9 protein-coding genes are annotated in these 25,322 nt (G+C 74.2%); 1 reads left to right on the plus strand and 8 read right to left on the minus strand.

All coding sequences use genetic code 11. The features are described from left to right. The 3 genes from ACWD26_RS16685 to ACWD26_RS16695 form a co-directional block, all read right to left on the minus strand. Nucleotides 1-6,646 (minus strand): type I polyketide synthase (locus tag ACWD26_RS16685; RefSeq protein ID WP_451270986.1); only part of this gene is annotated, 6,646 nt, incomplete at its 3' end. A 5-nt stretch (nucleotides 6,647-6,651) separates the two neighbouring features. Next, nucleotides 6,652-16,221, minus strand: coding sequence for a type I polyketide synthase (locus tag ACWD26_RS16690; RefSeq protein WP_451270592.1), 9,570 nt, complete (start codon nucleotides 16,219-16,221; stop codon nucleotides 6,652-6,654). 107 nt (nucleotides 16,222-16,328) lie between these two features. Then, nucleotides 16,329-16,859 (minus strand): NlmOI, encoded by a 531-nt coding sequence (locus ACWD26_RS16695; protein ID WP_451270594.1) that lies wholly within the window; start codon nucleotides 16,857-16,859, stop codon nucleotides 16,329-16,331. Between the two features lie 217 nt (nucleotides 16,860-17,076). Here ACWD26_RS16695 and ACWD26_RS16700 point away from each other — a divergent pair, with 217 nt between their 5' ends. Further along, complete coding sequence (locus tag ACWD26_RS16700; protein WP_451270596.1) at nucleotides 17,077-18,294, plus strand: cytochrome P450; 1,218 nt, start codon at nucleotides 17,077-17,079, stop codon at nucleotides 18,292-18,294. A gap of 100 nt (nucleotides 18,295-18,394) precedes the next feature. Here the strand turns inward: ACWD26_RS16700 and ACWD26_RS16705 are convergent, their stop codons facing one another. From ACWD26_RS16705 to ACWD26_RS16725, 5 genes are all read right to left on the minus strand, one after another. Then, complete coding sequence (locus tag ACWD26_RS16705) at nucleotides 18,395-19,612, minus strand: cytochrome P450 (protein WP_451270598.1); 1,218 nt, start codon at nucleotides 19,610-19,612, stop codon at nucleotides 18,395-18,397. A gap of 87 nt (nucleotides 19,613-19,699) precedes the next feature. Further along, complete coding sequence (locus ACWD26_RS16710; protein WP_451270600.1) at nucleotides 19,700-20,692, minus strand: 3-oxoacyl-ACP synthase III family protein; 993 nt, start codon at nucleotides 20,690-20,692, stop codon at nucleotides 19,700-19,702. After that, a complete protein-coding gene (gene ccrA, locus ACWD26_RS16715; RefSeq protein WP_451270602.1) occupies nucleotides 20,689-22,056 on the minus strand; it encodes a crotonyl-CoA carboxylase/reductase in 1,368 nt (455 codons plus the stop codon). Before ccrA ends, ACWD26_RS16710 begins: the two co-directional genes overlap by 4 nt. 15 nt (nucleotides 22,057-22,071) lie before the next feature. Further along, nucleotides 22,072-22,281 (minus strand): DUF5988 family protein, encoded by a 210-nt coding sequence (locus ACWD26_RS16720; RefSeq protein WP_451270604.1) that lies wholly within the window; start codon nucleotides 22,279-22,281, stop codon nucleotides 22,072-22,074. A gap of 120 nt (nucleotides 22,282-22,401) precedes the next feature. Continuing rightward, nucleotides 22,402-25,044 (minus strand): helix-turn-helix transcriptional regulator, encoded by a 2,643-nt coding sequence (locus tag ACWD26_RS16725; protein ID WP_451270606.1) that lies wholly within the window; start codon nucleotides 25,042-25,044, stop codon nucleotides 22,402-22,404. Between the last annotated feature and the right edge of the window lie 278 nt (nucleotides 25,045-25,322).

Consider the following 25,322-nt stretch of genomic DNA (forward strand, 5'->3'; position numbering starts at 1 on the left):
CCCCGAACACCACCTCCCGCAACGACCCCGGCAACAACCCCCCAAAACCCGCACACACCTCCTCGAACGCCCCCGCAAAGACCGGGAACGCCTCGCACAACTCCCGTCCCATCCCCACCCGTTGCGCCCCCTGGCCGGAGAACACCACCGCCAGGCCACTTCCCGCACCGCCGCCCGTGCTTCGTACGAGTCCGGGGTAGGGCCGGTCCTCGGCCAGTGCGTCGAGTGCGGCGCGGAAGGTCTCCTCGTCGGCGGCCGGAACGGCGGCCCGGTGGTCGAGTGCGGCGCGGTGGGCGGCGAGGGTGAGACCGATGTCGTGCAGGGCGGGCGTCGGGGTGTCGCCGTCCAGGAGGTCGCGCAGTCGTACGGCCTGGGCGCGCAGGGCGGTGGTGCTCCGGGCCGAGAGCAGCAAGGGCACGACCGGCAGCGGACGGCCGCTCTCCCGACCGGCCCTCGACAGCCTGTCATCGCCGTGCGGCGCGCCCTCGTCGTCCTGCGGCAGGTCCTCGTCGCCCTGTTCGAGGATCAGATGGGCGTTGGTGCCGCTGACCCCGAACGAGGACACACCGGCCCGGCGCGGGCGGTCCGTCCGTGGCCAGGGCAGGTTCTCCGTGAGCAGTTCGACCCTGCCGGCCGACCAGTCCACCTGCCGCGTCGGCTCGTCCACGTGCAGCGTCCTCGGCAGCACCGCGTGCCGCAGCGCCATCACCGTCTTGATGATCCCCGCCAGCCCGGACGCGGCCTGCGTATGGCCGATGTTCGACTTCAACGACCCCAGATACAGCGGCCGTTCACGCTCCCGCCCGTACGCCGCCAGCAGCGCCTGCGCCTCGATCGGGTCACCCAGCCGGGTCCCCGTCCCATGCGCCTCCACCGCGTCCACGTCCGCCGGCGACAGCTGCGCGCTCGCCAACGCGTCCCGGATCACCCGCTGCTGGGACGGACCGTTCGGCGCCGTCAGACCGTTCGACGCACCGTCCTGGTTCACCGCCGAGCCCCGCACCACCGCCAGCACCGGATGACCGTGCCTGCGGGCGTCCGACAGACGCTCGACCAGCAGCACCCCGACGCCCTCGGCCCAGCCCGTGCCGTCGGCCGCGTCCGCGAAGGCCTTGCAGCGGCCGTCGGCGGCGAGGCCGCCCTGGCGGGCGAAGGCCTCGTACGCGCCGGTGGTGGCCATCACGGCGGCGCCGCCCACCAGGGCGAGGGCGCATTCGCCGTCGCGCAGGGCCCGGACGGCGTTGTGCAGGGCGACGAGGGAGGACGAGCAGGCGGTGTCGACGGTGACGGCCGGACCCTCCAGGCCGAGCGTGTACGCGATCCGGCCGGAGAGGACGCTGGCGGCCGAGCCGGTGAGGGCGTAGTCCTTGCCCTCCTCGGTGGTGAGGGCCAGGGAGGCGTAGTCGAAGTGTCCGGCTCCGACGAAGACGCCGGTACGGCTGCCGCGCAGCCACAGCGGGTCGATGCCGGCGCGTTCGAGTGCCTCCCAGGACACCTCCAGCAGGAGCCGCTGCTGCGGGTCCATCGCCAGGGCCTCACGGGGTGAGATGCCGAAGAACGCTGCGTCGAAGCCGGCGAGGTCGTCGAGGAATCCGCCCTCGGTGGGGAAAGTTCCGCCCTCGCCGGGGAGGGATCGGCCGTCGCCGAGTCCGGCGGTGTGCCAGCCGCGGTCGGCCGGGAAGGGGGTGATGCCGTCGCGGCCCTCGGCGACCAGTCGCCACAGGTCCTCGGGCGAGGTCACCCCGCCGGGCAGCCGGCAGGACATGGCGACCACGGCTATGGGGTCGTCGACGGGGGCCGGGGTGCGGGTGGGCGCCGAGGCCCGGGCCGGTTCGGGGGTTTCGGGGGTTTCGGGGGTGAGGAGGGTGCGCAGTTCGGCGGCGACGGAGGTGGGGGTGGGGTGGTCGAAGGCGAGGGTGCTGGGCAGGGGCAGGCCCGTGGCGGTGGCGAGCCGGTTGCGCAGGTCCACCGCGGTCACCGAGTCGAGGCCGAGGTCGCGGAAGGTGGCGGTGGGGCCGACCTCGGCGGCGTCGGCGTGGCCGAGGGCCGTGGCGGCTGAGGAGCGGACGAGGTCCAGCAGACGGCGGTCGCGTTCGCGGTCGGTGAGGCCGGCCAGGGCCTCCGCCAGGGCGGACGCGTCGGTGGTGGGCCGTTCGTCCGGAGCGGTCCGGGCGGGCGGGGGCGCGGGGGCGGCCTCGGGGATGTCGTCGACGAGGGTGCGGGGGCGGGAGAGACGGAAACCGGTGGCGAAGGCCCGCCAGTCCATGTCGGTGACCGTCAGCCGGGTCTCGTCCCGGGCGACGGCGTCCAACAGCGCGCCGACGGCGGTGTCCGGGTCCATGGCCCGCAGGCCGATCCGCTCGAACACGCGCTGCGTCCGCGCGTCGACCATCCCGCCACCGCCCCAACTGCCCCACGCCACACAGGTGGCGGTCAGGCCACGGGCACGGCGTCGGGCGGCGAGGGCGTCGAGGTGGGCGTTGGCGGCGGCGTAGGCGGCCTGGCGGGCGCCGCCCCACACGGCGGCGCCGGAGGAGAAGAGGACGAAGGCGTCGAGTTCGCGGTCGGCGAGGAGGGCGTCCAGGTGGACCGCGCCGTTCACCTTGCCCGCCGCCATCTCGGCGAGGTCGGCGGGCGTGGCGGTGTCGACCCGGCCGAGCGCGCTGACGCCCGCGGCGTGCACGACGGCGGTGAGCGGGTGTGCGGCGGGGATCGCGTCGAGGACGGCGGCCAGCGCGTCCCGGTCGCCCGCGTCGCAGGCGGCGAGTGTCACCTCCGCGCCGAGGGCGCGCAGTTCCTCGGCCAGTTCGGCGGCTCCCGGCGCCTCGGCGCCTCGGCGGCCGGTCAGTACGAGGTGGTCCGCGCCTTCCCGGGCCAGACGGCGGGCGACATGGCCGCCGAGGGCGCCCGTCCCGCCGGTGATCAGGACCGTGCCGCGAGGCCGCCAGGGGCGGGCCGGAGTCACGGAGGCGCGCGGGGCGCGGACGAGGCGGCGGACGCGGGGGCCCGTCGCGCGCAGCGCCCACTCCTGTTCGTCGCCGGGGGCGGCGAGGACCGCGCAGAGACTTCGGGCGGCGGTGTCGTCCAACCGGACGGGAAGGTCGACGAGGCCGCCCCAGACGCCGGGCGCCTCCAGCCCGACGACCCGCCCGAGCCCCCAGATCTGGGCCTGTTCCGGACTGGGCCCGTGGACGGCGTCACCGGACTCGACGGACTCGACGGACTCGACGGACTCGACGGACTCGACGGACTCGACGGCAGGGTGCCCGGTGTGGGGTCCCGTGGTGACCGCTCCACGGGTGAGACACCACAGCGGGCCGGACGCACCGACGTCCACGAGTGCTTGAGCGGCCGTCAGGGTCGCGGCGACACCGGCGGGGACAGCGGGGTGGTCGGTATGAGGCCGTACGTCGGTGCCGAGCAGCGAGACGACCCCGGCGGCCGAGCCGTGGCGACGCAGCAGCCCGGCGAGCTCCTCGCGTCCGGTGGCGGCGCCGACGACGATCCGCTCGACCCGGTCGGCCCCGTGCGCGACCAGGGCGTCCGCCGCCCAGTCGGCCGGAGCGGCGTTGTCGGCACCGTCGGCGAACTCGCCGCCCCCCGCGCCCTCCTCCGGTACCAACAGCAGCCAGTCGCCGGTGAGCCGAGTGCCCGCCGGCTCGGGAGCGGGTTTCCAGATGACCCGGTACCGGCAGCGGTCGAGCGCGGCGGCGCGACGGGAATCGGCGCGCCAGGCGGCCAGGGCGCGCACGGTGTCGGTGAGGGAGTCGTCGGGCCGTACGCCAAGCTGCCCGGCCACGGCCGGTACGTCGTCCCGGTCGACGGCCTCCCACAGAGCGGCCGTGGCGGGGTCGTCCGCCCTGGCCGCCGTGGGCCTGCTCAGCCAGTGCCGGGAACGCTGGAAGGGGTACGTGGGCAGCTCGACCCGGTGGGCGCCGGTGCCGGCGAGCAGTGCCGTCCAGTCGACGGGCGCTCCGTGCGCGTACGCCTCGGCCAGCGCCTCCACGAACCGCTCGGGCCGGCCGCCGGGCCCCCGCCGGAGGGTGCCGAGCACGGCGGCGGTCCGCTCGGTGGCGTCGAGGGTGCCCTGGACCGCTCCGACGAGCACCGGGTGCGGACTGACCTCGATGAACACGGTGTTGCCGTCGTCGAGCGCGGCGCGGGTGGCCTCCTCGAACCTGACGGTGTGGCGCAGACTGCGGTACCAGTAGCCGGCGTCGAGCCCGGCGGTGTCCAGGCGGCCGCCGGTGAGCGGGGAGTAGTAGGCGGTACGGCCGGGGCGGGGACGTACGGGGGCGAGGAGGCCGGTGATCCGGTCCTCCAGGGCGGCGACGCGTGGGGAGTGGGACGCGTAGTCGATGTTGACGCGGTGGGTCCGTACGCCGTCGCGGGCGCAGGCCGCCCCGAGCGCGTCGAGGTCCGTCTCGTCGCCGGTGACGACGGTCGACGTCGGTCCGTTGAGGGCGCCTATGTGAAGGCGGTCGGAGAAGGGGGCGAGGCGTGCGCGTACGGCGTCGGCGGGTTCCGCGACGGAGAGCATGCCGCCGCGGTCCGGCAGTTCGGTCAGTGCCCGGGAGCGCAGGGCGACGACGCGGGCGCCGTCGTCGAGGGTGAGCGCGCCGGCGACGACGGCGGCGGCGATCTCGCCCTGGGAGTGGCCGACGACCGCGTCGGGCCGTACCCCGCAGGAGGTCCACAGTTCGGCGAGGGAGACCATGATCGCCCACAGCGCGGGTTGCACGACGTCCACACGTGTCAGTGGTTCGGCGGGGTCCGGGGCGCGCAGGACGTCGGTGAGCCGCCAGTCGGTGAACGGGGCGAGGGCGGCCTCGCACTCGGCCATCCGGCGGGCGAACACCGGGGAGGCGTCCAGCAGGTCGACCGCCATGCCCGCCCACTGGGAGCCCTGGCCGGGGAACACGAACACGGTGCGGGCGGGTTCCGGGGCGGTGTGGTGGCCGCGTACGAGGCCCTGCGGGGTGGTGCCCTCGGCGGCCCGCGTGAGCAGGGCGAGCAGGGCGTCGCGGTCGGGTGCGAGGGCGACCGCACGGTGTTCCAGGGGCGGTCGGGTGGTGGCCAGCGACCAGGCGACGTCGGCCGTGGAGGCGTCGGTGGCGGCGGCCAGGTGCCGGTGCAGGGTGCGGGCGCGGTCCCGCAGAGCGGCCGGTGAGCGGGCGGTGAGCGGCCAGGGCAGGAGGGGCGGCGCGGCGAAGGGGGCTGTCCCGGGAGCCTCCGGCGCGGCGCCCGGGCCGGCGTCGTCGGGGGCCTGTTCGAGGATGACGTGGGCGTTGGTGCCGCTGATGCCGAACGACGACACGCCCGCCCGGCGCGGACGGCCCGTCTCCGGCCACTGCTGAGCCTGGGTCAGCAGCCGTAGCGTGCCTTCCGACCAGTCCACCTCGCGGGTGGGTTCGGCGGCGTGCAGGGTCGGCGGCAGGAGGCCGTGCCGCATCGCCAGCAGGGTCTTGAGGACGCCGGCCGCACCGGCGGCGGCCTGGGTGTGGCCGATGTTCGACTTCAGGGAGCCCAGCCACAGCGGCCGGGCGGCGGTCCGCCCGTCGCCGTACACGGCGAGCAGTGCCTCGGCCTCGATGGGGTCGCCGAGCCGGGTGCCGGTGCCGTGTGCCTCCACCGCGTCGATGTCGGCGGCGGTCAGCCCGGCGTCGGCGAGCGCGGCCCGGATGACGTGTTCCTGCGCGGGTCCGCTGGGCGCGCTGAGGCCGTTGGAGGCGCCGTCCTGGTTCACCGCCGTGCCCCGTACGACCGCCAGGACCGGGTGGCCGTGGCGGCGGGCGTCGGAGAGCCGCTCGACGAGGAGCAGCACGGCGCCCTCGGACCAGCCGGTGCCGTCGGCGCCCGCGCCGAAGGCCTTGCAGCGGCCGTCCGCCGCGAGGCCGCCCTGCCGTTCGAAGCTGAGGAACGTGCCGGGCGTCGGCAGCACGCACACCCCGCCGGCCAGCGCCAGGTCGCAGTCGCCCCGGCGGAGTGCCTGGGCGGCCAGGTGCAGGGCGACCAGGGAGGACGAGCAGGCGGTGTCCACGGTGACGGCCGGGCCGTCGAAGTCGAAGGTGTAGGCGATGCGGCCGGAGGCGACGCTCGCGGTGGTGCCGGTCAGCATGTGCCCGCCGGTGTCGTCGGACGCCTCGTCCAGCCGGGGCCCGTACTCCTGGGCGACCAGGCCGGCGAAGACTCCCGTCCGCCGGGCCGCGGGCGAGCGGGGGGCGATCCCGGCGTGTTCGAAGGCCTCCCAGGCGGTCTCCAGGAGCAGCCGCTGCTGCGGGTCCATGGCCGCGGCCTCGCGCGGCGAGATACCGAAGAAGCCCGCGTCGAAGCCGGCCACGTCCGACAGGAAACCGCCCGGGTAGGCCACGTCCCAGCCGCGGTCGGCCGGCACCTCGCCGATGGCGTCCCGGCCCGCCGCGACCAGCTCCCACAGCCGCTGGGGCGAGTCCGCCCCGCCCGGCAGCCGGCAGCCGACTCCGACGATCGCGAGGGGCTCGCGCGCGCTGTCCTCGGCCCTGCGCAACCGTCCGCGGGTCTCGTGCAGTTCGGCCGTGACGCGCTTGAGGTACTCGACCAGCTTCTCCGACGCCGCTTCCGACGCCGTTCCCGGCGCCGTTTCCGACCCCGCTGCCGCTTCCGCCATGTCCGTCATTGCCCGCGCTCCTGCCGGTCGGTACCGAGTTCCCGGTCGATGAAGGAGAAGATCTCGTCGACGCTGGCCGTGCTGAGTGCGGCCCGTACACCACCGCCGGCCCCGGAGTGCGCGCCGTTCTCCCCTGGGTGTGTGCCGTTCTCCCCGGAGTGGGTGCCGTTCTCCCTGAGGGGCGTTCCGCCGCCGGCCGTCGCCGGTACGTCGTCGGCGACCGCCGTTCCGGTGACGGCGTACGGCGCCTCGCACCGGGCGAGGAGGGCGCGCAACCGCCCGGCGGCGCTCCGCAGTTCAGCGGGGTCGGCGGACGCGCTCGCGAGGAGCTCCTCCAGGTGGCCGATCCCGTCGGCGAGGGTTCCCCCGGCCGGTCGGTCCGGTGGGGCGAGGCGGGCGCGCAGATAGCGGGTCACGGCGAGCGGTGTGGGCTGGTTGAACAGCAGCCCGGCGGGCATACGCCGGCCGCTCGCGGCGGTCAGCCGGTTGCGCAGTTCGACCCCCATCAGCGAGTCGAACCCCAGCTCCTTGAAGGTGCGGGCCGCGTCCACCCGTCGTCCGTCGCGATGGCCGAGCACGGCGGCGGCGTGCGCACGGACCTGTTCGAGGAGGGCTGCCTCCTGCTCCTGCGCGGAGCGCCCGGCCTCGACCGACAGCCGTACCGTCGTGGCACCGCCGTGCGTGTCCTCCCCGGGCCGGGGACCGGCCTCGGAGGGGTCGCGCCAGGCGCTGCCCGCCAGTTCGCGGTAGAGCGGCAGTGCCCCGCCCTCGTGCGCCGTCCGGCGCACGACCGGCAACGACAGCGCCAACGGCAACCGCAGCGCGGGTCCCGGCCGGCTCAGGGCGGCGTCGAGGAGCGCGAGGCCGCGCGCCGGTTCCAGCGGCAGCAGTCCGCCGCGGCTCATCCGCCGCAGGTCGGTCTCGCCGAGACCGACGGTCATGCCGCCACTGGGCGCCCACGGCCCCCAGGCGAGCGACACGGCGGGGAGCCCCCGAGCACGGCGGAACTGCGCCAGCGCGTCGAGGAAGGTGTTGCCGGCCGCGTAACTGCCCTGCCCCGCCGCCCCGTTGATCCCGGAGACGGAGGAGAACAGCACGAACGCGGACAGGTCGGCCCCGGCGGTCAGCTCGTGCAGGTGCCACGCGGCGTCGACCTTGGGCCGCAGCACGCGGTCGAGATCGCCGGGGTCGATCGCCTCGACGACGGAGTCGTGCAGGACACCGGCCGTGTGCACGACACCGGTCAGCGGGTGCGCGTCGGGTATCCGCGCGAGGACGGCGGCGAGCGCGTCCCGGTCCGCCACGTCACAGGCGGCGACGGTGACGCGTACGTCCGGATCCTCGCCCAGCTCGGCCAGGACTTCGTCCGCGTCCGGGGCGGCGGCGCCCCGACGGCTGACCAGCAACAGGTTCCGGACCCCGTGCCGAGCGACCAGATGCCGGGCGACCAGGCGTCCGAGGGCACCGGTGCCGCCGGTGACGAGGACGGTGCCGGTCGGGTCGACGACGGCCCCGTTCGAGTCGTCGACCGTGCCGTTCGGGTCGAAGTCGGCCGCGTGCCGGGCGGGAGGGGTGTCGTTCGCGGAGCGAGCGCGGTTGTCCAGGTCGGGTGCCGGCGCCGTGGCCTCGACGCCCACCGTCTCTTCCGGCACACGGGCAGCGGTCGACGGCGACGGTTCGTGATCGGGGGCGGACAGCACCGTACCGGCAGCAGACGGGTGCGTCATGTACCCGCTGGTGGGGTCAGCCGCACGCAGGGCAGGGCCGGTCGCGGTGGCCGCAGGTCGGATGATTCGGGGTGCGTGCGGTCGGCCGGCGCGTATCGCGATTTGAGGCTCGCCGCAGGTGACCGCCGCGGGCAGGGCCTTCGCCGAAGCCGGGTCGTCGTCCAGGTCCACCAGCACGAAACGGCCGGGGTGTTCGGACTGCGCCGAGCGGAACAGGCCCCACACGGGCGCCTCACCGGGCTCGCACGACCCGTCGTCCGCCGCGACCGCCCGTCGGGTGACCACGACCAGCCGGGTGTCGGCGAGGCGGTCGTCGGCCAGCCAGGACCGGACCAGCCGGGCGGCCCGGTGCGCTGCGGCGCGGGCGGCCTCCGCCGGGCCGCCGGCATCCGCGAGGTTCGCCGTGCCCTCCGACCTGTCGAAGCCCGTGCCGAAGTGGGCGACGACCAAGTCCGGGAGGGTTCCGGCTGCGGCGGTGAGGGACGCGAGGTCGGGATGCCGCTCCACGTCAGGCAGGGCCCCCGCGAGGGCGAGGCGCGGATCGTCGCCGAGCAGGGCCCAGCGGGCGGGTGGCGTCCCGAGGGGTTGCTCGACCGGGCGCCAGGCCAGCTCGTACGGCGTGGCGTCGTCGTACGGGTCGGCCGTCTCGGCGGGCGCGGGCAGCGGGCGCGAGGTGAGCGTGCCGACGGATGCCACGACCCGTCCGGCGAGGTCGGTGATCCGGACGGTGACGCCGTCGCCGGCCGCCGGGGTGATCCGGGCCCGCAGTCGTCCGGTCGGGGTGCGTGGCACGCTGACGTGTCGGTACGTCGCCGCGTGCCACATCCCGTCGCCGTCCCGTCGGGTCAGCCGCAGGGCGTGTGACACGCTCTCCAGCAGGCCGGGGTGCAGCCCGAAGTCATCGGCGGCGAGGCGGTCGGCATCCGGTGCGTCCAGCTCGGTCCAGAGTTCGGCACCGCGCCTCCACACCGCGCGCAGCCCGGCGAAGCCGGGACCGTACGCGACCCCGGACGCCTGTTCGTGGCCGTCGACGGCCGGCCGCGTGTCCACCGGCTCGGCGCCCTGCGGCGGCCACGCCTCGACTCCCCGGGCTGGGGCGGCCGCGGGCGGCTCGCCGGCCGCGGCGCCCCAGCCGTGCGGGGCCCGTCCGGCGGCATCGTCCTCGGGGCGTGGGTGCGCGTCGCGCTCCCCGTCGGCTTGCCGCACGGCCACCGGCAGCGACTCGCCCACTCCGTGCAGGGACTCTCCCTCCCGCGGCCGTTCCCTTTCCTCGTCCGCGACCACTACCGCAGGCGCCTCGTCGGCCAGTGCGCCCTCCGCGTGCCGGGTCCACCCGGCGTCACCGTTCTCGGGGCGGGCGTGCACGGTCACGGGGCGGTGGCCGTGCACGCCGTCCTGGGGGCCGACCGTGACCTGCAGCTCCAGCGCCCCGCGTGGGGGCGGTACCAGCGGTGCGGTGGGCCGCAGTTCGGCGACCTGTCCGGCGCCGGTCTCGCGCGCGGCGACGACGGCGAGGTCCAGCAGGACGGTGTCGGGGACGGAGACCTTGCCGTGGACCGTGCGGTCGGCGAGCCACGGGTGGGTGCCGGGCGACATACGGCCGGTCAGGAGGGTGTGCCCGGAGTCGGCGAGGGTGACGGCCGAGGAGAGCAGCGGGTGGCTCAGCGGGGTCGCGCCGGGCACGGCGGCGGTCCGCGCCGTGGTGGGGGCGAGCCAGTAGCGGCGGCGCTGGAAGGCGTACGTCGGCAGGGCCTCGGGCGGGGCCGGCGGGTGTCCCGCGAAGACGGCGCGCCAGTCGGGGGTGTGGCCGCTCACGTGCAGGCGGGCCAGGGCGGCCACGGCGCTCGACGCCTCCGGCCGGTCCCGCCGCAGCACCGGCACGACGAGCGGTTCGGCCCGCCGCGTCGCGCGGCTCTCACCCCGCTCCCCCGGCCCGGACTCCCCGGTCCCCTCCCCCGCGCCGCTCTCCCCGTCGGCCAGGGACTCCCTGACCAGGGCGCTGAGCACCCCGTCGGGGCCCAGCTCCACGTACCGCGTCGTGCCCAGGGCCCGCAGCCGGCGGACGCCGTCGTGGAAACGGACGGTCTCGCGGACGTGGCGGACCCAGTAGCCCGGCGAGCACAGGTCCTCGGCCGTCGCCGGTTCGCCGGTGAGGTCGCTGATCACGGAGAGGATCGGCGGACGGTACGTGACCGAACGGGCGACCGCTTCGAAGTCGGCGAGCATCGCGTCCATGTGGGGCGAGTGGAAGGCGTGGGAGACGCGCAGCGGACGCGTGCGCCGGCCCCGTCGCTCCCAGTCCCGCGCGGTCCGGGCCACGGCCTCGACGTCACCCGAGATCACCACGGCCGTCGGGCCGTTGACGGCTGCGAGACCGATCTCATGTCCCCGTCCGGCGAGTTCGGGCAGGATCTCCGCCTCGGTGGCCTCCACGGCCGCCATGGCGCCGGTCTCGGGCAGTGCCTGCATCAGCCGGCCACGGGCCGCGACGAGCCGGCAGGCGTCGGGCAGCGACAGCACACCGGCAGCGTGCGCCGCCGCGAGTGCGCCGACGGAGTGCCCGAGCACGTGGTCCGGGGTGATCCCCCAGTGCTCCGACAGCCGGAAGAGGGCCACTTCGAGGGCGAACAGCGCGGGTTGGGCGTACTCGGTACGGTCGAGCATGCCGGTCTCGTCGGCCAGCACCTTCGCCAGGGGGTGCGCGAGGTGCGTGTCGAGGTGGGCGGCCACGTCGTCGACGGCGCGTCGGAACACGGGCTGCGCGGCGGACAACTCCAGCCCCATACGGGGTCGTTGACTGCCCTGGCCGGTGAACAGGAACGCGGTCCGGCCCCCCTCGTCGGCCGTCGCGCGGAACGCCGTGGGCGTGTCGGCCCCGGCGGCCAGGGCCTCCAGACCGGCCGACGCCTCCGCACGGTCGGCGGCCACGACGGCGGCCCGATACGGCAGCGTGGCACGTGTCACGGCCAACGCGTGCCCGAGCCGACCCAGCCCCCCGAGCGGATCGGCTCCACCGGCTCCACCGGCGGCAGTGTCCGCCGGTGCGTCGGTCAGCCGGGTACGCAGCCGCGCCGCCTGGGCCCGTAGGGCGTCCTCGGTCGCGGCGGACAGGATCAGGGGTACGGGGGTCGCCTCGGGCGAGAAGCCGGACCGGTCCGGTTCAGCATCGGCATCTGTGCCCATGCCGGGGCCGGCCTCTGTGCCTGTGTCTGTGCCTGTGCCTGAGCCCGCGTCCGCGTGCGCGTCGACCGGGGCCTGTTCGAGCACGACATGGGCGTTCGTCCCGCTGATCCCGAACGACGACACTCCCGCCCGCCGCGGACGGCCCGTCCGCGGCCACGGCTGGGACTCCGTCAACAGCTCCATCGCGCCCGCCGACCAGTCCACCTCGGGCGACGGCTCGTCCACGTGCAGGGTGCGCGGCAGCACCCCGTGCCGCAGCGCCATGACCGTCTTGATGACTCCGGCCACCCCGGCGGCGGCCTGGGCGTGGCCGATGTTCGACTTCAACGAGCCGAGGAACAGCGGCCGTTCGCGGTCCTGCCCGTAGGTGGCGAGCAGCGCGTGCGCCTCGATCGGGTCTCCCAGTCGGGTCCCGGTCCCGTGCCCCTCGACGGCGTCGACGTCCGACGGCGACAGCCCGGCGCTCGTGAGTGCGTCGCGGATCACCTTCTGCTGGGCCGGCCCGTTCGGGGCGGTGAGGCCGTTCGACGCGCCGTCCTGGTTGACCGCCGACCCGCGCAGTACGGCGAGGACGCTGCGGCCGTTGCGACGGGCGTCGGAGAGCCGTTCGACGAGGAGCACGCCCACGCCCTCCGACCAGCCGGTTCCGTCGGCCGCCGCCGCGAACGCCCTGCAGCGGCCGTCCCCGGCCAGCCCGCCCTGACGTGCGAACTCCGCGAACAGGCCGGGCGTGGCCATCACCGCCACCCCCGCCGCGAGCGCCATCGAGCACTCCCCGCGCCGCAGGGACTCGGCGGCGAGGTGGAGGGCGACCAACGAGGACGAGCAGGCCGTGTCCACCGTGACGGCCGGGCCCTCGCAGCCGAAGACGTAGGAGAGGCGGCCGGAGAGGACGCCTGCCGTGTTCCCGGTCAGGAGGTGGCCGCGCAGGTCGTCGGGGGCGTCGTGGAGGCGGGGGCCGTACTCCTGGGACATGGCACCGACGTAGACGCCGGTCCGGGTGGAACGCAGGGAGGACGGGGCGACGCCCGCCCGTTCCAGGGCCTCCCACGCGGTCTCCAGCAGCAGCCGCTGCTGGGGGTCCATCGCCAGGGCCTCGCGCGGCGCGATGCCGAAGAGGTCGGCGTCGAAGTCGGCGGCGTCGGCGAGGAAGCCGCCCCGGTGACCCTCGTCGTCCCAGCCGCGTTCGGCCGGCGGCGCCGAGATCGCGTCGGTCCCGTCCAGGACGGCCTGCCACAGCCCCTCGGGATCACGGATGCCCCCGGGCAGACGGCAGGCCATGCCGACGACCGCGATCGGCTCGGCGGCCGGAACGGCCGGGGACGCGGCCCCGGACGCGGGGGACGCCGGCTCCGGCCCGGCGTCCGCACCGAGATGCCGGGCGACCGCCGTGGGCGTGGGATGGTCGAACAGGACGGTGGTGGGCAGTCGCCGGCCGGTCGCGGCGTTCAGCCGGGTGCGCAGTTCGAGCGCGAGATGGGAGTCGAAGCCGAGATCCTTGAACGTCAGGCCCGGGTCGACGTCCGCCGCCGTGTCATGGCCGAGGACGGCGGCCGCCTCGGCGCGCACGAGATCGAGGACGTCGCGCGGGTCGCTGGAAACGGAGGCGTACGGGCGCGTCGGGCCGGCAGGGGTGTGCGGGTGGGCCGGGGCGTCGGCGTCGGCCGGGCTGCCGGATCGGCCGGATCGGCCTGGGCGGCCGGGGCGGCCGGATCGGCCTGGGCGGCCGGGGCGGCCGGATCGGCCTGGGCGGCCGGGGCGGCCGGATCGGCCTGGGCGGCCGGGGCGGCCATCGTCGTCCCGCCGGCCCTCGGCCGGCGGCGCGGAGCTCCCGTCGGACACACCGGCCGCACCCGTCGCGTCGGTCGCGCCGACGGGACCCAGCCAATGCCGTCGGCGCTGGAACGGGTACGTCGGCAGTGCGAGGGGCGGGCCCGGGCGGTGTCCGGTGAAGGCGGGCGTCCAGTCGACGTCCGTCCCCGCGACGAAGGCCTGGGCCAGGCCGGCCGCGATCTGGGCGGGACCTCCGTGGTTGCGGCGCAGCGTGGGGACGACCACCGGGGCGGCGCCGGTGTGCTCGACGGTCGTGGCCACCGCGGTGGTGAGGACCGGGTGCGGGCTGATCTCGAGGAAGGTGGTGTGACCGGCCTCGGCCAGGGCGGTGACGGCGGCGGCGAAGGCGACCGGCTCGCGCAGGTTCCGATACCAGTAGGCGCCGTCCAGCCGGGGCCCGCTCTCCCCGAGCGCCACCTGTCCCCGGTCGACGGTGGAGTGCAGAGGTACCCGGGCGGGCAGCGGGGTGATGTCGGCGAGGGCGTCGAGGAGTTCGGCGCGAATGCCCTCGACGTGGGAGGAGTGGGAGGCGTAGTCCACGGCGACGCGGCGGGCGCGGACGTCGTCGGCGCGGCAGGAGGCCAGCAGCTCCTCCAGCGCGTCGGTGGCGCCCGCCACCACGACCGCGTCGGGGCCGTTGACGGCGGCGATCTCGACCCGCCCGGCGAGGGCCGCGAGCCGGAGCCGGGCGCTCTCCTCGGACTCGGGTACGGCCACCATGCCGCCCCGGCCGGAGAGCCGACGGCCGATCAGCTCGGCCCGGCGTACGGCGATCCGCCCGCCGTCCGCCAGGGAGAGCACGCCGGCCACACACGCGGCGGCGACCTCACCCTGCGAGTGCCCGACGACCGCCGCGGGCTCGACGCCGTGGGCGCGCCACACCTCGGCGAGGCTGACCATGACGGCCCACAGGACGGGCTGGAGCACGTCGACCCGGTCGAGGCCTGGTGCGCCGGGCGCTTCCCGCAGCACGTCGGTCGGGGACCAGTCGGCGCAGGCGGTGAGGGCCTGTTCGCAGCGTGCCCAGGCGGCGGCGAACTCGGGCTGGGTGTCGAGGAGTTCCACGGCCATGCCGGCCCACTGGGAGCCCTGGCCGGGGAACACAAAGACGGGACCGGGCCCGGAGCCGGCGGGCTCCTGGCCGGGCGCCGTGACGAGGCCGGGAGCCCGTTCGCCCGCCGCGAGCGCGGCGAGACCGCGAAGCCGGGCGGCGTGGTCGGAGCCGAGCACCACCGCCCGGTGCGGGAAGAGGGTGCGGGTCGTCATCAGGGCGTGCCCGACATCGGCGGCCGACGCCTCGGGAGCGGCTTCCAGAAGCCTCCGCGCCTGGTCGGCCAACGCCCGCGGAGTGCGACCGGACAGCACCCACGGCACCGCGGCGGCCCCAGAGGCGTCTCCCTCGGCGCTCGGCTTGAGCGCCGAGGGAGACAGCGTCGCCGGGTGGCCGGAGCACACAGCCGTCTCACGACCTGCCTCAGCCGAAACGCCGGCCTCCTCACGACCTCCCGCCGCCGAGACCCGGCCCACCGGGCGCCCTCCGGCACCCGCCCCCTCCCCCGGCCCCCAACTCGACAGCACCACATGGCAGTTCGTGCCGCCCAGCCCGAAGGAGCTGACTCCGGCGACGCGTGATCCGCCGTTCTCCGGCCAGGGCTCGGTAGCGCGCTGGACGGTGAGCCCCAGGTCGTGGAGCGGTATGCGGGGGTGCGGTGTCTCGTGGTGGAGGGTCGGCACGAGGCGGCCGTCGCGCAGGCAGAGCACCGTCTTCAGGAGCCCGGCGATTCCGGCGGCGCCCTCCAGGTGGCCGATGTTGGTCTTGACCGAGCCGACCCTCAGGGGCCGGTCGGCGGGGCGGGCGGCACCCAGGGCGCGGCCGAGCGCAGTGGCTTCGGCGGGGTCGCCCTCAGGCGTGCCGGTGCCGTGGAGCTCGACGTACTGGACGTCGGCGGGGTCGGTGGCCGCCCGCTCACAGGCGAGGAGCAGCACCTCGCGCTGCGCGTCGGGGTCGGGCACGGTCAGGCCGCTGCCGCCGCCGTCGTTGTTGACGGCGCTGCCACGGATCAGACAGTGGACGCGGTCGCCGTCGGCGAGGGCCCGGGAAAGGGGCTTGAGGACGACCAGGCCGCCGCCCTCGCCCCGGACGTATCCGTTGGCGCGGGCGTCGAAGGTGTGGCAGCGGCCGTCCGGTGAGAGCGCGCCGAGGCGGGCGACGGCGAGGGTGCTCTCGGGCGACAGGATCAGGTTGACGCCGCCGGCGAGGGCGAGCGTGCACTCGCCGCGCCGCAGGCTCTCCACGGCCAGGTGGACGGCGACGAGCGAGGAGGACTGGCCGGTGTCGACCGTGAGGCTCGGGCCGCGCAGGCCGAGGGTGTAGGAGACCCGGTTGGCGAGGAGGGAGCGCTGCATCCCGGTGAAGGTGTGCGGGGTGACGGCGTCGGGGCCGTGCCGCTGCAGGAGTCGGGCGTAGTCGTCGGCGAGGGCGCCGACGAAGACGCCGGTGCGGGTGCCGGCGAGTCCGGCGGGGACGGTGCCGGTGTGTTCCAGCGCCTCCCAGCCGAGTTCCAGCAGCAGGCGCTGTTGCGGGTCCATGGCGGCGGCCTCGCGCGGGGAGACACCGAAGAAGCCGGCGTCGAACGCGTCCACGTCGTCCAGGAATCCGCCGCGGGCGGGGAGCCCGGGGATGTCGGGCACGACGCAGCGGCGTCCGGCGGGCGCCTCGGCGACGGCGTCGCCGCCGCGGGCGAGCAGCGCCGCGAACTCGGCCGGGTCGCCGGCCCCGGGCAGTCGGCACGCCATGCCGACGACGGCGATCGCCTCGGACGCACCCGTCATCCGCTTCCCTCCCTGGTCCAGAACGTACGGAGACGGCATGCGCCGCGGGTTTCTCGTGCCCGGCCGCCGGGAACCGTCGCGGGCGCCCGGCAGCCGGTAGCGGCTGCTCAGATCCGGTGGAAGTGCAGGATGTCGCCGGGGACGAGGTCGTCGCCGACGACGACGAAGCCGTGCTTGACCACGTGGTCGTCGTCGATCACCTCGAAGTCCTCGACGAACCCGTGGCGGGTGCCGAAGACCGCGCTGTCGCCGGTGAGCCTGAAGTGGCCGTCGACCCAGCCGGGGCCGCTGAACACGCCGTGGTGGCCCCAGTCGTCGTAGTAGAAGCTGGTGAACTCCTTGTCCACCTCGCTCCAGCCGATGAGCCAGGTGGCGACGAGGCCGGGGACGGGGACGCGCTGTGTCAGCTCGTAGAACCGGCCGTCGGCGAGGGGGCGGGTGGAACAGGTCGCCTCACCGGTGGTGACCTTTTCCGTGGTCAGGTTCGTGTATTCGATGCGGAAATCCCCCAGCAGGAAATCCAGTTGCCGCATTTCCGCCGCCGGTTCACCGCGGCCGGGAAAGACGACTTCTCCGCTCGCGGCGGGAACGGAATCCCGTGCCGTGTCGTCCGAGGACTGAATGGGCTGCGCACTCATGGCCAACTCCGGGAGTTCGGGGGACCGTTGATACCGAAGGGAATTTATGGACTCGGCATTGCGGCGCACAAGCCCGGACGGAACGGTTAGGGGGGTCGTCGCGAGTGATGCGGGGGCGGAGCGGACCGGCTAGGGGTGTTCGGCGTTCCGGGAGGTCATTAGGCTCCGGCGGACGGGGCCGGCTCACCGTCCGGTTCCTTCCGGAAGGAGCGAGGCGATGACCACCGATCAGCAGTCTCCGATGCCCGAAACACAGGACGACTTTCCGTCACTGCTCGCCTGGCTGACGAAGAGCCGGCAGGAGAGTCCGGTTCTTCCCGACGCCTTCCCCGGTCTCTGGCATGTTTTCCGCCATGCCGATGTCTCCCGGGTGCTGTCCGATACGGCGACATATTCCAGTGACATGTCCGCTGTCATTCCGACCCACCCGGACACGGGCTGGATCGCGAAAGGGAACGTCGTCGGAATGGACCCGCCGATGCACCGCAGGCTGCGTTCACTGGTCAGCAAGGCGTTCACGCCGCGACTGGTGGCCGAGCTGGAGCCGCGGATCGCCGAGCTGGCCTCCGGTCTGCTGGACGCGGTCGCGGGCCGCGACCGGTTCGATCTCGTGGAGTCGATCACCCATCCGCTGCCCGTGTTCGTGATCGCGGAGATGCTGGGCATCCCGCTGGCGGACCGGCCCCTCTTCGAGAAGTGGGGTCTGGCCTTCATCTCGGCCAACGGCGGCGGCGAGAGCGCCCTGCCGAGCGAGGAGAACATCCTCTCCTTCGTGCAGACGGCCACGGAGATGCGGGCGTACATGCTGGAGCAGATCGCCATGCGCCGCGCGGCGCCCGGGGACGACCTGATCAGCCAGCTGGTGACGGCCCGCACCGAGGACGGCCGGTTGGAGGACGACGAGATCGTCGGTTTTGTCGGCACGCTGCTGCTGGCGGGTCACATCACCACGACGGCGGTGCTCGGCAGCACGGTGCTGTGCCTGGACGAGAACCCCGGGGCGCTGGCCGAGGTGCGCCGGGACCGGTCCCTGGTGCCGGCGGCGGTCGAGGAGGCGGTGCGGCTGCGCCCGGCCTTCTCCCGGCTGGTGCGGATGACCACGCGGGAGTCCCAGGTGGGCGGGGTGACGATCCCGGCCGGGCAGGTGCTGACACTGTGGACGGTCGCGGCCAACCGTGACCCGGAGCGGTTCGACGACCCGGACGGTTTCGACCTCCACCGCGACCAGCGGGGCCGCCATCTCGGCTTCGGCCAGGGCGTCCACTTCTGCATGGGCGCCCCGCTGGCCCGCCTGGAGGGCCGGATCGTACTGAACCTGCTGCTCGACCGGTTCCCGAAGCTGACCGTGGTGGCGGAGGACGACGCGGTGGCGTACCACCACCCGAAGAACGTGGTCGGCCCGCGCCGTCTGCTGGTCGACGTGACCCGGACCTGACCACCGGCGCGTGTGTGGCCGCGTTCCAGGGCGCCGGTCACACGGCGAAGTGGCCGCCGACCCCCTCCCGGGGTCGGCGGCCACTTCGCCGTGCCGTCCATCACCAGGCGACCGGCAGTCGCGGGATGTCGGGGTGCCAGCTCGGCAGGGTGTAGGCCTCGTCGAGCGAGGTGGCGAGCCGCAGGTGCGGCAGTCGCCGGAACAGGGCCCCGTAGGCGACTTCGAGGCCGACCCGGGTCAGGTTGGCGCCGAGACAGTGGTGGATGCCGGACCCGAACGAGAGGTGCCCTCGGGCCGCACGGCGCACGTCGAACCGGTCGGGGACGGGGAACTCGGCGGGGTCGCGGTTGGCGCCGCCCCCCGCGACGATGACGCCCTCGCCCTTCCTGATCGGCTGTCCGCCGATCTCGACGTCCTCACGGGCCACCCGGGGCATCAGGTCCAGCGGGCTGACCAGCCGTATCGTCTCGTCGACGGCGGCCGGCAGCAGCGCCGGGTCGTCCCGTACGAGGGCCAGTTGGCCGGGCTGTTCCAGCAGCATCCCGACCCCGACGGTCAGCATGGTCTGGACCGGCTTCTGGCCCGCTGTGAAGATCACGAAGCAGAGGCTCACGAGTTCGGCCTTGGTGAGCGACCCGGTGGTGACGTGCTGGGCGATCACCCGGCTGATCGGGTCGTCACCCGGGGTCTCGTACTTGGTGTCGACGAACCGGGTGAAGTACTCCTGCAGCGCGAGGATCGCCTTGGCCGCCTCGGCGGCCGCCTGTTCGGGGTCCTTGGGGGTGCCACCGCCCGAGTAGGTGCTGGCGAGCCACGCCTGCATGTCCGCGTACTCCATGCCGAGCGCCCAGCAGGTGATGCTCGCCGAGAACGGCTCGGAGAACTGGCCCACCAGGTCGGCGGATGCGCCCCCGGCGACCATGGCGTCGATCAGTTCGTCGGCCTTGCTCTCCATCCGGGGTCGCAGGTCCTCGGCCCGGCGCAGCGTGAACTCCCGTACCAGGGCCTTGCGGTGCGCGGTGTGCAGGGGCGGGTCGATCGTGTTGAGCAGGGGGAACGCCCGGAAGCCCTCGAACGCCGCGGCGTAGAGGGGGTATCCGGGGTTGGTGATGTCGGAGCTGAAGCGCTCGTCGCCGAGTACGGCGCGGGCCTGGTCGTAGCGGGTGATGAGCCAGACGCGCCGGCCGTTGTACAGCCGCCCCGGTGTGGGGGCGCCGGTGGCCCGGAAGGCGCCGTACCGCTCGGGCGGCGCGTAGGGGCACTCCCGCGGGAGGGGCAGGTCGACGTCGTCGGGGGCGGGGGCGGGGGCTTCGGTCACTGCACACGTTCCTTCTGTAAGGGGGCCGGGCATGACGGGCGTAGGGCGTCCAGGCGTACGGGACACGGAAGTACGGGAGTCGGGGCTTCAGGCCGACCAGCGCAGCAGACAGAGCCCGGCTGCCATGCCCGCGCCGAATCCGGCGAGCAGCAGCAGTTCGCCGTCGCCCAGCAGCTGTGCGCGGGCGGCCTCGTCGAGGGCGACGGGCACCGAAGCGGCCCCCATGTTCCCGTACTTGACGAGGGGGGTGTGGGTGCGGGCGCCGGTGAGGCCGCAGCGTTCGACGAGTTCGCCGAGGAGGACTCCGTTGGCCTGGTGCGGCACGAAGTGCGCCACCTCGTCGAGGGTCGTTCCGGTGCGCTCCAGCAGGGGGGTGATCATCGGGGGGACGTTCGCCATGACGAAGTCGGCGACGCCGCGTCCGATCATCCGCAGGCAGTGCCCGCCGTTCGCGACGGTCTCCGCGGAGGCCGGGACGCGGCTGCCGCCGCCCTCGATCCAGATCAGCTCGTGGGCGTCGCCCCGGCCGGCGAGTTCGACGTCGAGGATGCCGTACGGCTCGGGCACGGCGCCCACCACGGCGGCTCCGGCGGCGTCGCCGAGGAGGACGGCGGTGCCCCGGTCGGTGTAGTCGAGGAACCGTGAGTACAGGTCGGCGCCGATGACGAGGGCGAGGGAGCCGGGGCGCTGGGCGACGAGGGCGCGGGCGATGTCGAGGGCGTAGACGAAGCCGGCGCAGGCGATGTTGATGTCGAAGCAGGCGGCGCGGTGGGCGCCGAGCGCGCTCTGCACCAGTGAGGAGGTGGGCGGCAGGGGGGCGTCGCCGGTGGAGGTGGCGACGATGAGGTGGTCGATACGGTCGGCGGTGACGCCCGCGTCGCCGAGGGCGGCGGTGGCGGCGTGCCGGGCAAGGTCGGAGGTGGCCTCGTCCGGTGCGGCGTAGCGGCGTCCGGTGATCAGGGTGCGGCGGCCGATCCACTCGGCCGTGATGCCGGGGACGCGGCGGGCGATCTCCTCGTTGGTGATCTCCTCCTTGGGGAGGTAGGAGCCGGTGCCGAGGATGCCGATGCGGCTCGTCATCGCGTCACCGCCAGGGCGCCGGGCACGTCGGCGGCGAAGGCGCGCAGCGGGTTGAGGCGGTCCTCGCCGATGCGGGCCCGTCGTTCGGGGTCGGTGACACCCAGGCCGGGTTCGGGGGCGAGGCACAGGACGCCGACCTTGCCGATGTGTTCGTTGCGCTGCACCAGCCGGGTGGCCTCGCCGACCTCCTGGAGCGGGAAGAGCGAGGACATCACCGGCATGATGCGGCCCTGGCCGAACAGCCGGGCGCACTCCCACTGTTCGTGGAGGTTGGCCACATGGCTGCCGATCACCCGCTTCAGTTTCATCCACAGGTACCGGTTGTCGTAGCGGTGCCGGTAGCCGGTACTGGAGCCGCAGGTCACGACGGTGCCGCCGCGTCGCACCACGAACAGGGACATCCCGAAGGTGGCCTGTCCGACGTGCTCGAAGACGATGTGCGGGTCCTCGCCGGTCTCCCGGCGGATGACCGCGCCGAGCCGTTTGCCGTCGGCGATGGCCTGCTCGAAGTCGTCGCCCTCCGATTCACCGATGCCGATCTCCGAGCGGTCGATCACGATGTCGCAGCCGAGGGCCCGCAGCGCTTCCGCCTTCTCCGGGGAGCCGACGACGCCGACCGGGATGCCGCCGCCGTTCCTCACGAACTGCACGGCGTACGCGCCGACACCGCCGGTGGCTCCCCAGATCAGCACCACGTCGCCCTGCTTCATCCGGGCGCCCCGGTCCGAGACGAGCATCCGGTACGAGGTGCCGGCGCAGGCGGGCACGCACGCGGCCTCCTCCCAGGTAAGGTGGGCGGGCTTGGGGATGAGCTGGCTCGCGCGGGCCAGGCAGTAGTGGGCGAGGCCGCCGAAGTTGGTCTCGTAGCCCCAGGCGAGCTGGTGCTCGCCGAGCATGCCGTCGGCCTGGGTGACGGCCTCCTGCTCGTCGACGCAGGCGGCGTTGACGAGGACGTGGTCGCCCACGCGCCAGCGGCGGACCGCCGAGCCGACCCGCACGACGACGCCGGCCGCGTCCGAGCCGAGGACGTGGTAGGGCTGGTCGTGGCGGGCGGCCCAGCCGCCCTGCCGCCCGTAGGAGGCGAGGAACCGGAAAGTCGGCAGGGGTTCGAAGGTGGCGGACCAGACGGTGTTGTAGTTGATCGAGCTGGCCATGACGGCGATCAGCACCTCGTCGGGCGCCGGCTCCGGCATCGGCACGGGGCCGACCCGGAGGGTCTTGCGTACGTCCTTGTCGGCGACGTCCCGGAAGACGTCCACGTCCTCGACCCGGAGGTGGGCGGCGGTGAACTCCTCCGGCAGGGCCGCGCGTTCCAGCTCTTCCGGAGCCGCCCCCGCGAGCACCGCGTCAGTCACAGAACCCATGTCGGCCGCGCCTCCTCATTCCGCGATCGCGGTCCGTGTCGTCCAGCGGAAGACGGCGACCTCTTCGCCGTCGATCGTGGTGAATTCCCCTTTGTGGACGAAATGCTCATATCCCGCACCGAACCGGTGCTTGATCTTCTCCGTCAGCGAGGCCGTGAACTGAATCCTTTCCTCCTCGGGAAAGGACGAGGGGCCGTCGGACAGCAGTACCTTGAAATTGACCATGCCGAAACCTCTGCTTTCTCAGGGATTCACGAAAACGCGGATCGCGGATTCACCGTCCCTGAGAAATCTGGCAGTGGCCGTACTGGCGGACAACCCCTACACGACCCCGGAAAAACGCGCTCACGCGGTTTCCGGCAACCCCAGTTCCATGTGCAGTGGCAGTTCCTGACGGGAGGTGATGTCGAGTTTCTTGTAGACGCGGGTGAGGTGCTGTTCGACCGTGCTGACGGTGATGAAGAGTTCGGTCGAGATCTCCCGGTTGGTCATGCCCCGGGCCGCGAGCACCGCGACGCGCCTTTCCGATTCGCTGAGTTTCGCCGCGGGGGCCGGGATCCGGACGGGCCCCCGCGGGGACGGAATGCCCTGCCGCCCGTCGGCGAGCCCGAGGAAGGCGATCCGCTCCCGCAGCGGGGCGGCCCCGCACTCCTCGGCCAGTTGCTGCGCCTTGCGGAGGGTCAGATCGGCGCGGGCGGACTGGTCGAGGTCCTGGTAGGCCTCCGCGAGGTCGACGAGGACACGTGCCAGTTCCCAGGAGTTGCCCGACGCCTGCAGTTGTTCGGCGGCCCGGCTGAGCAGCCCCGGCCGCTCGCACACCTCCGCGAGCTGGGCCCGCGTCCGCAGCCACAGCCCGGTTCCCAGCGCGCCGCCGGTGTCGGGCTCGGCCTCATGGGCGTCCAGCATCTGCTCGGCCTCGCGGAGGTTACCGAGGGCGAGCCAGGCCTCGGCCGCGTCGATCCGCCAGGTCGGCCGGGGCCTGAGCGACAGCTCCCAACGCTCGGAGTACCGGCCCACGGCCAGGAAGTCCGAGAGTGCGAGATGCGGCCGGCCCACCGCCAGCAGGAGCCGGCCCCGGGCCATGAGGTAGTCCAGCCCGTAGACACTGCGGAAGAAGCCGTCGGGGACGGGCCGGTCGAGCAGCCGGACGGCCTCCGCGTACTGACCGGACGCGGTGCACGCGTTGATCAGCACCGTGAGGACCCCGCCGCACAGCCAGTGGCTCGGCGCCTCCCCGCCCAGCTCCACGATCTCCCGGGCGTATGCCTCCGCCTCCGTCAGCCTGCCCCGGGCCAGGGCGCTCTCGGCGCGCAGGGCCGTGAAGAGCTGCCGCCAGCCCTCGACGCCGCGCTCGGCGGCCTCCCGCTGGAAGTGCTCGCACCAAGCCTCGGCCAGATCCGGCCGGCCGGCGGCCGTGAGATGGCGCAGCTCGGGCACGATCAGCGCCAGGGTGGTGTCGCCCAGGGTCCAGGCGCCGAGGTGCTCCTCGGTCTCGCGGACGGCACGCGCCCCGACGTGGTGGTGGGTGAGACAGACGTCGAAGCCGACACCGTCGGCCTGGACGTGGTTGCCGAGGTCGTGGCCCTCACCGCACACGGTCCGCTCGAACGACATCCGCAGGGCCCAGGCGTCCGGTATGCCGGGCGTGAGGCAGGAGAACCAGGGCCAGCCTTCGTTGAGGGGGTCCCGCCGCAGGTCCTCCTCCCCCGAGTGGGTGGCGGGCGGGACCACGCCCCGGAGCATCGTCCTGCCCTCCGCCAGCCGCCCGCATCCGATCAGCAGCAGCGCGGTCAGCACCACGTGCGCGGGGCAGGGGCCCGCCCCGTGGGCGCAGTCCGGCCACGGGGACTTCTGCAGATACCGCTGCTCGACCCGCCACGGCTCGGTCCGCAGCAGTACAACGGAACGTTTCAGCGCGAGCCGGGCCCGTTCCCAGCAGTCGGTCGTGGAGTCCTGGGCGAGTTCCACGCAAGCCACCGCCAAGGGGGTGTCGTCCACGGCCAGGGCCTCGTCGGCGGCGCGCTGGAGGGTGGCCGCCTGCCACGACTCGGTGACGTGACCGATCTCCAGCAGATAGCGGGCCGTCACACGGGCGCCCGCGCCCCGCTCGCGCAGTCGTTCTGCGGTGCGCAGCAGGACCTCGGACCGCCGGTCGCGGCCCGCCTGTTCCAGTACCGCGGCCTCCATCACCGGATGCCGCAACCGCCAGCCGTCGACCAGACCGGCCTCGCGCAGCAGGTTCGTGCCGCGCACGATCTCCGCGCCGTCCAGGGGCAGCACGGCCGCCAGGCTGGGGAGGTCGGAGAACTCGCGCAGCGCGGCCATCCCCAGGGCGACGGACTCGGCCAGCGGCCCGCTGTGGCGTACGCAGTCCACGGCGACCTGCGCGTACAGACCACGCGGGTAGGGCCAGGGCGCTCCGAGACCGGAGCGTGCCTGCATGTCCAGTTCCTCGGCCAGGGCGTGGACGAGGAGCGGGCTGCCGCCGCTCACGGTGTGCAGTTCCTCGCCGACTTCGTCGTCCAGCGGGCCGCCGTGGAGCTTCTCGCAGAGTTCGACGGTCTGTTCCCGGTCCAGCAGGCCCAGCCTGATCCGGTGAAGGTTGGGCTGGCGGAGCAGGTCGCAGTGCACGTCGGCCTGGCGACCGCCGAACGGCAGCAGGGTGAGCACCAGCATGACGGGGTGTTTGCGCAGCCGTCGCCGGGTGGCTTTCAGCAGCCGGCGCCAGTGCGGCGCCTCACGGTCCTGGGGCTTGTCGAAGCAGACGACGACGGTCGAGGTCTGGGCCAGCGTCGCTATCAGGTCGGCTAATTCCGCCGGCTCCTCGCCTTCCGGCAGGCCCGCCGAGGCCGCGTTCTCCGTCCCCGCCGCGCAGAGGCCGCCGATGTCGGCCGCGGTGAGAACGGTCGCGCCGGTTTCCGCGGCGTAGTGCGCGAAACCGTCCATGAGGGAGGTCTTCCCGCAGCCGGCGCCGCCCTCCAATACCACGGTGGTGGCTGTGCCACGTTCACATTCTGCGAGCAGGGACTTCATGAGTTGCAGTTTGTCGTCTCGGCCAGAAAACAACATGTACCTAACCCCAATCACACCCCACCGTGTTCTGCGCGTTCTGTGGAATCAACCCAGAACGGTCGCAGAGCGCGCCGGACGGTCTGTAGAACTGTCCGATGCCTTCGGTGCCCCCGCAAACACCGCATCGGTAAGACGAGCGATACCACGTAAGACCTGCTCCGCCGCCCCGACCAGCGGTCGCTGCGGACTCGGCA

The organism is Streptomyces sp. NPDC002787 (assembly GCF_053592095.1).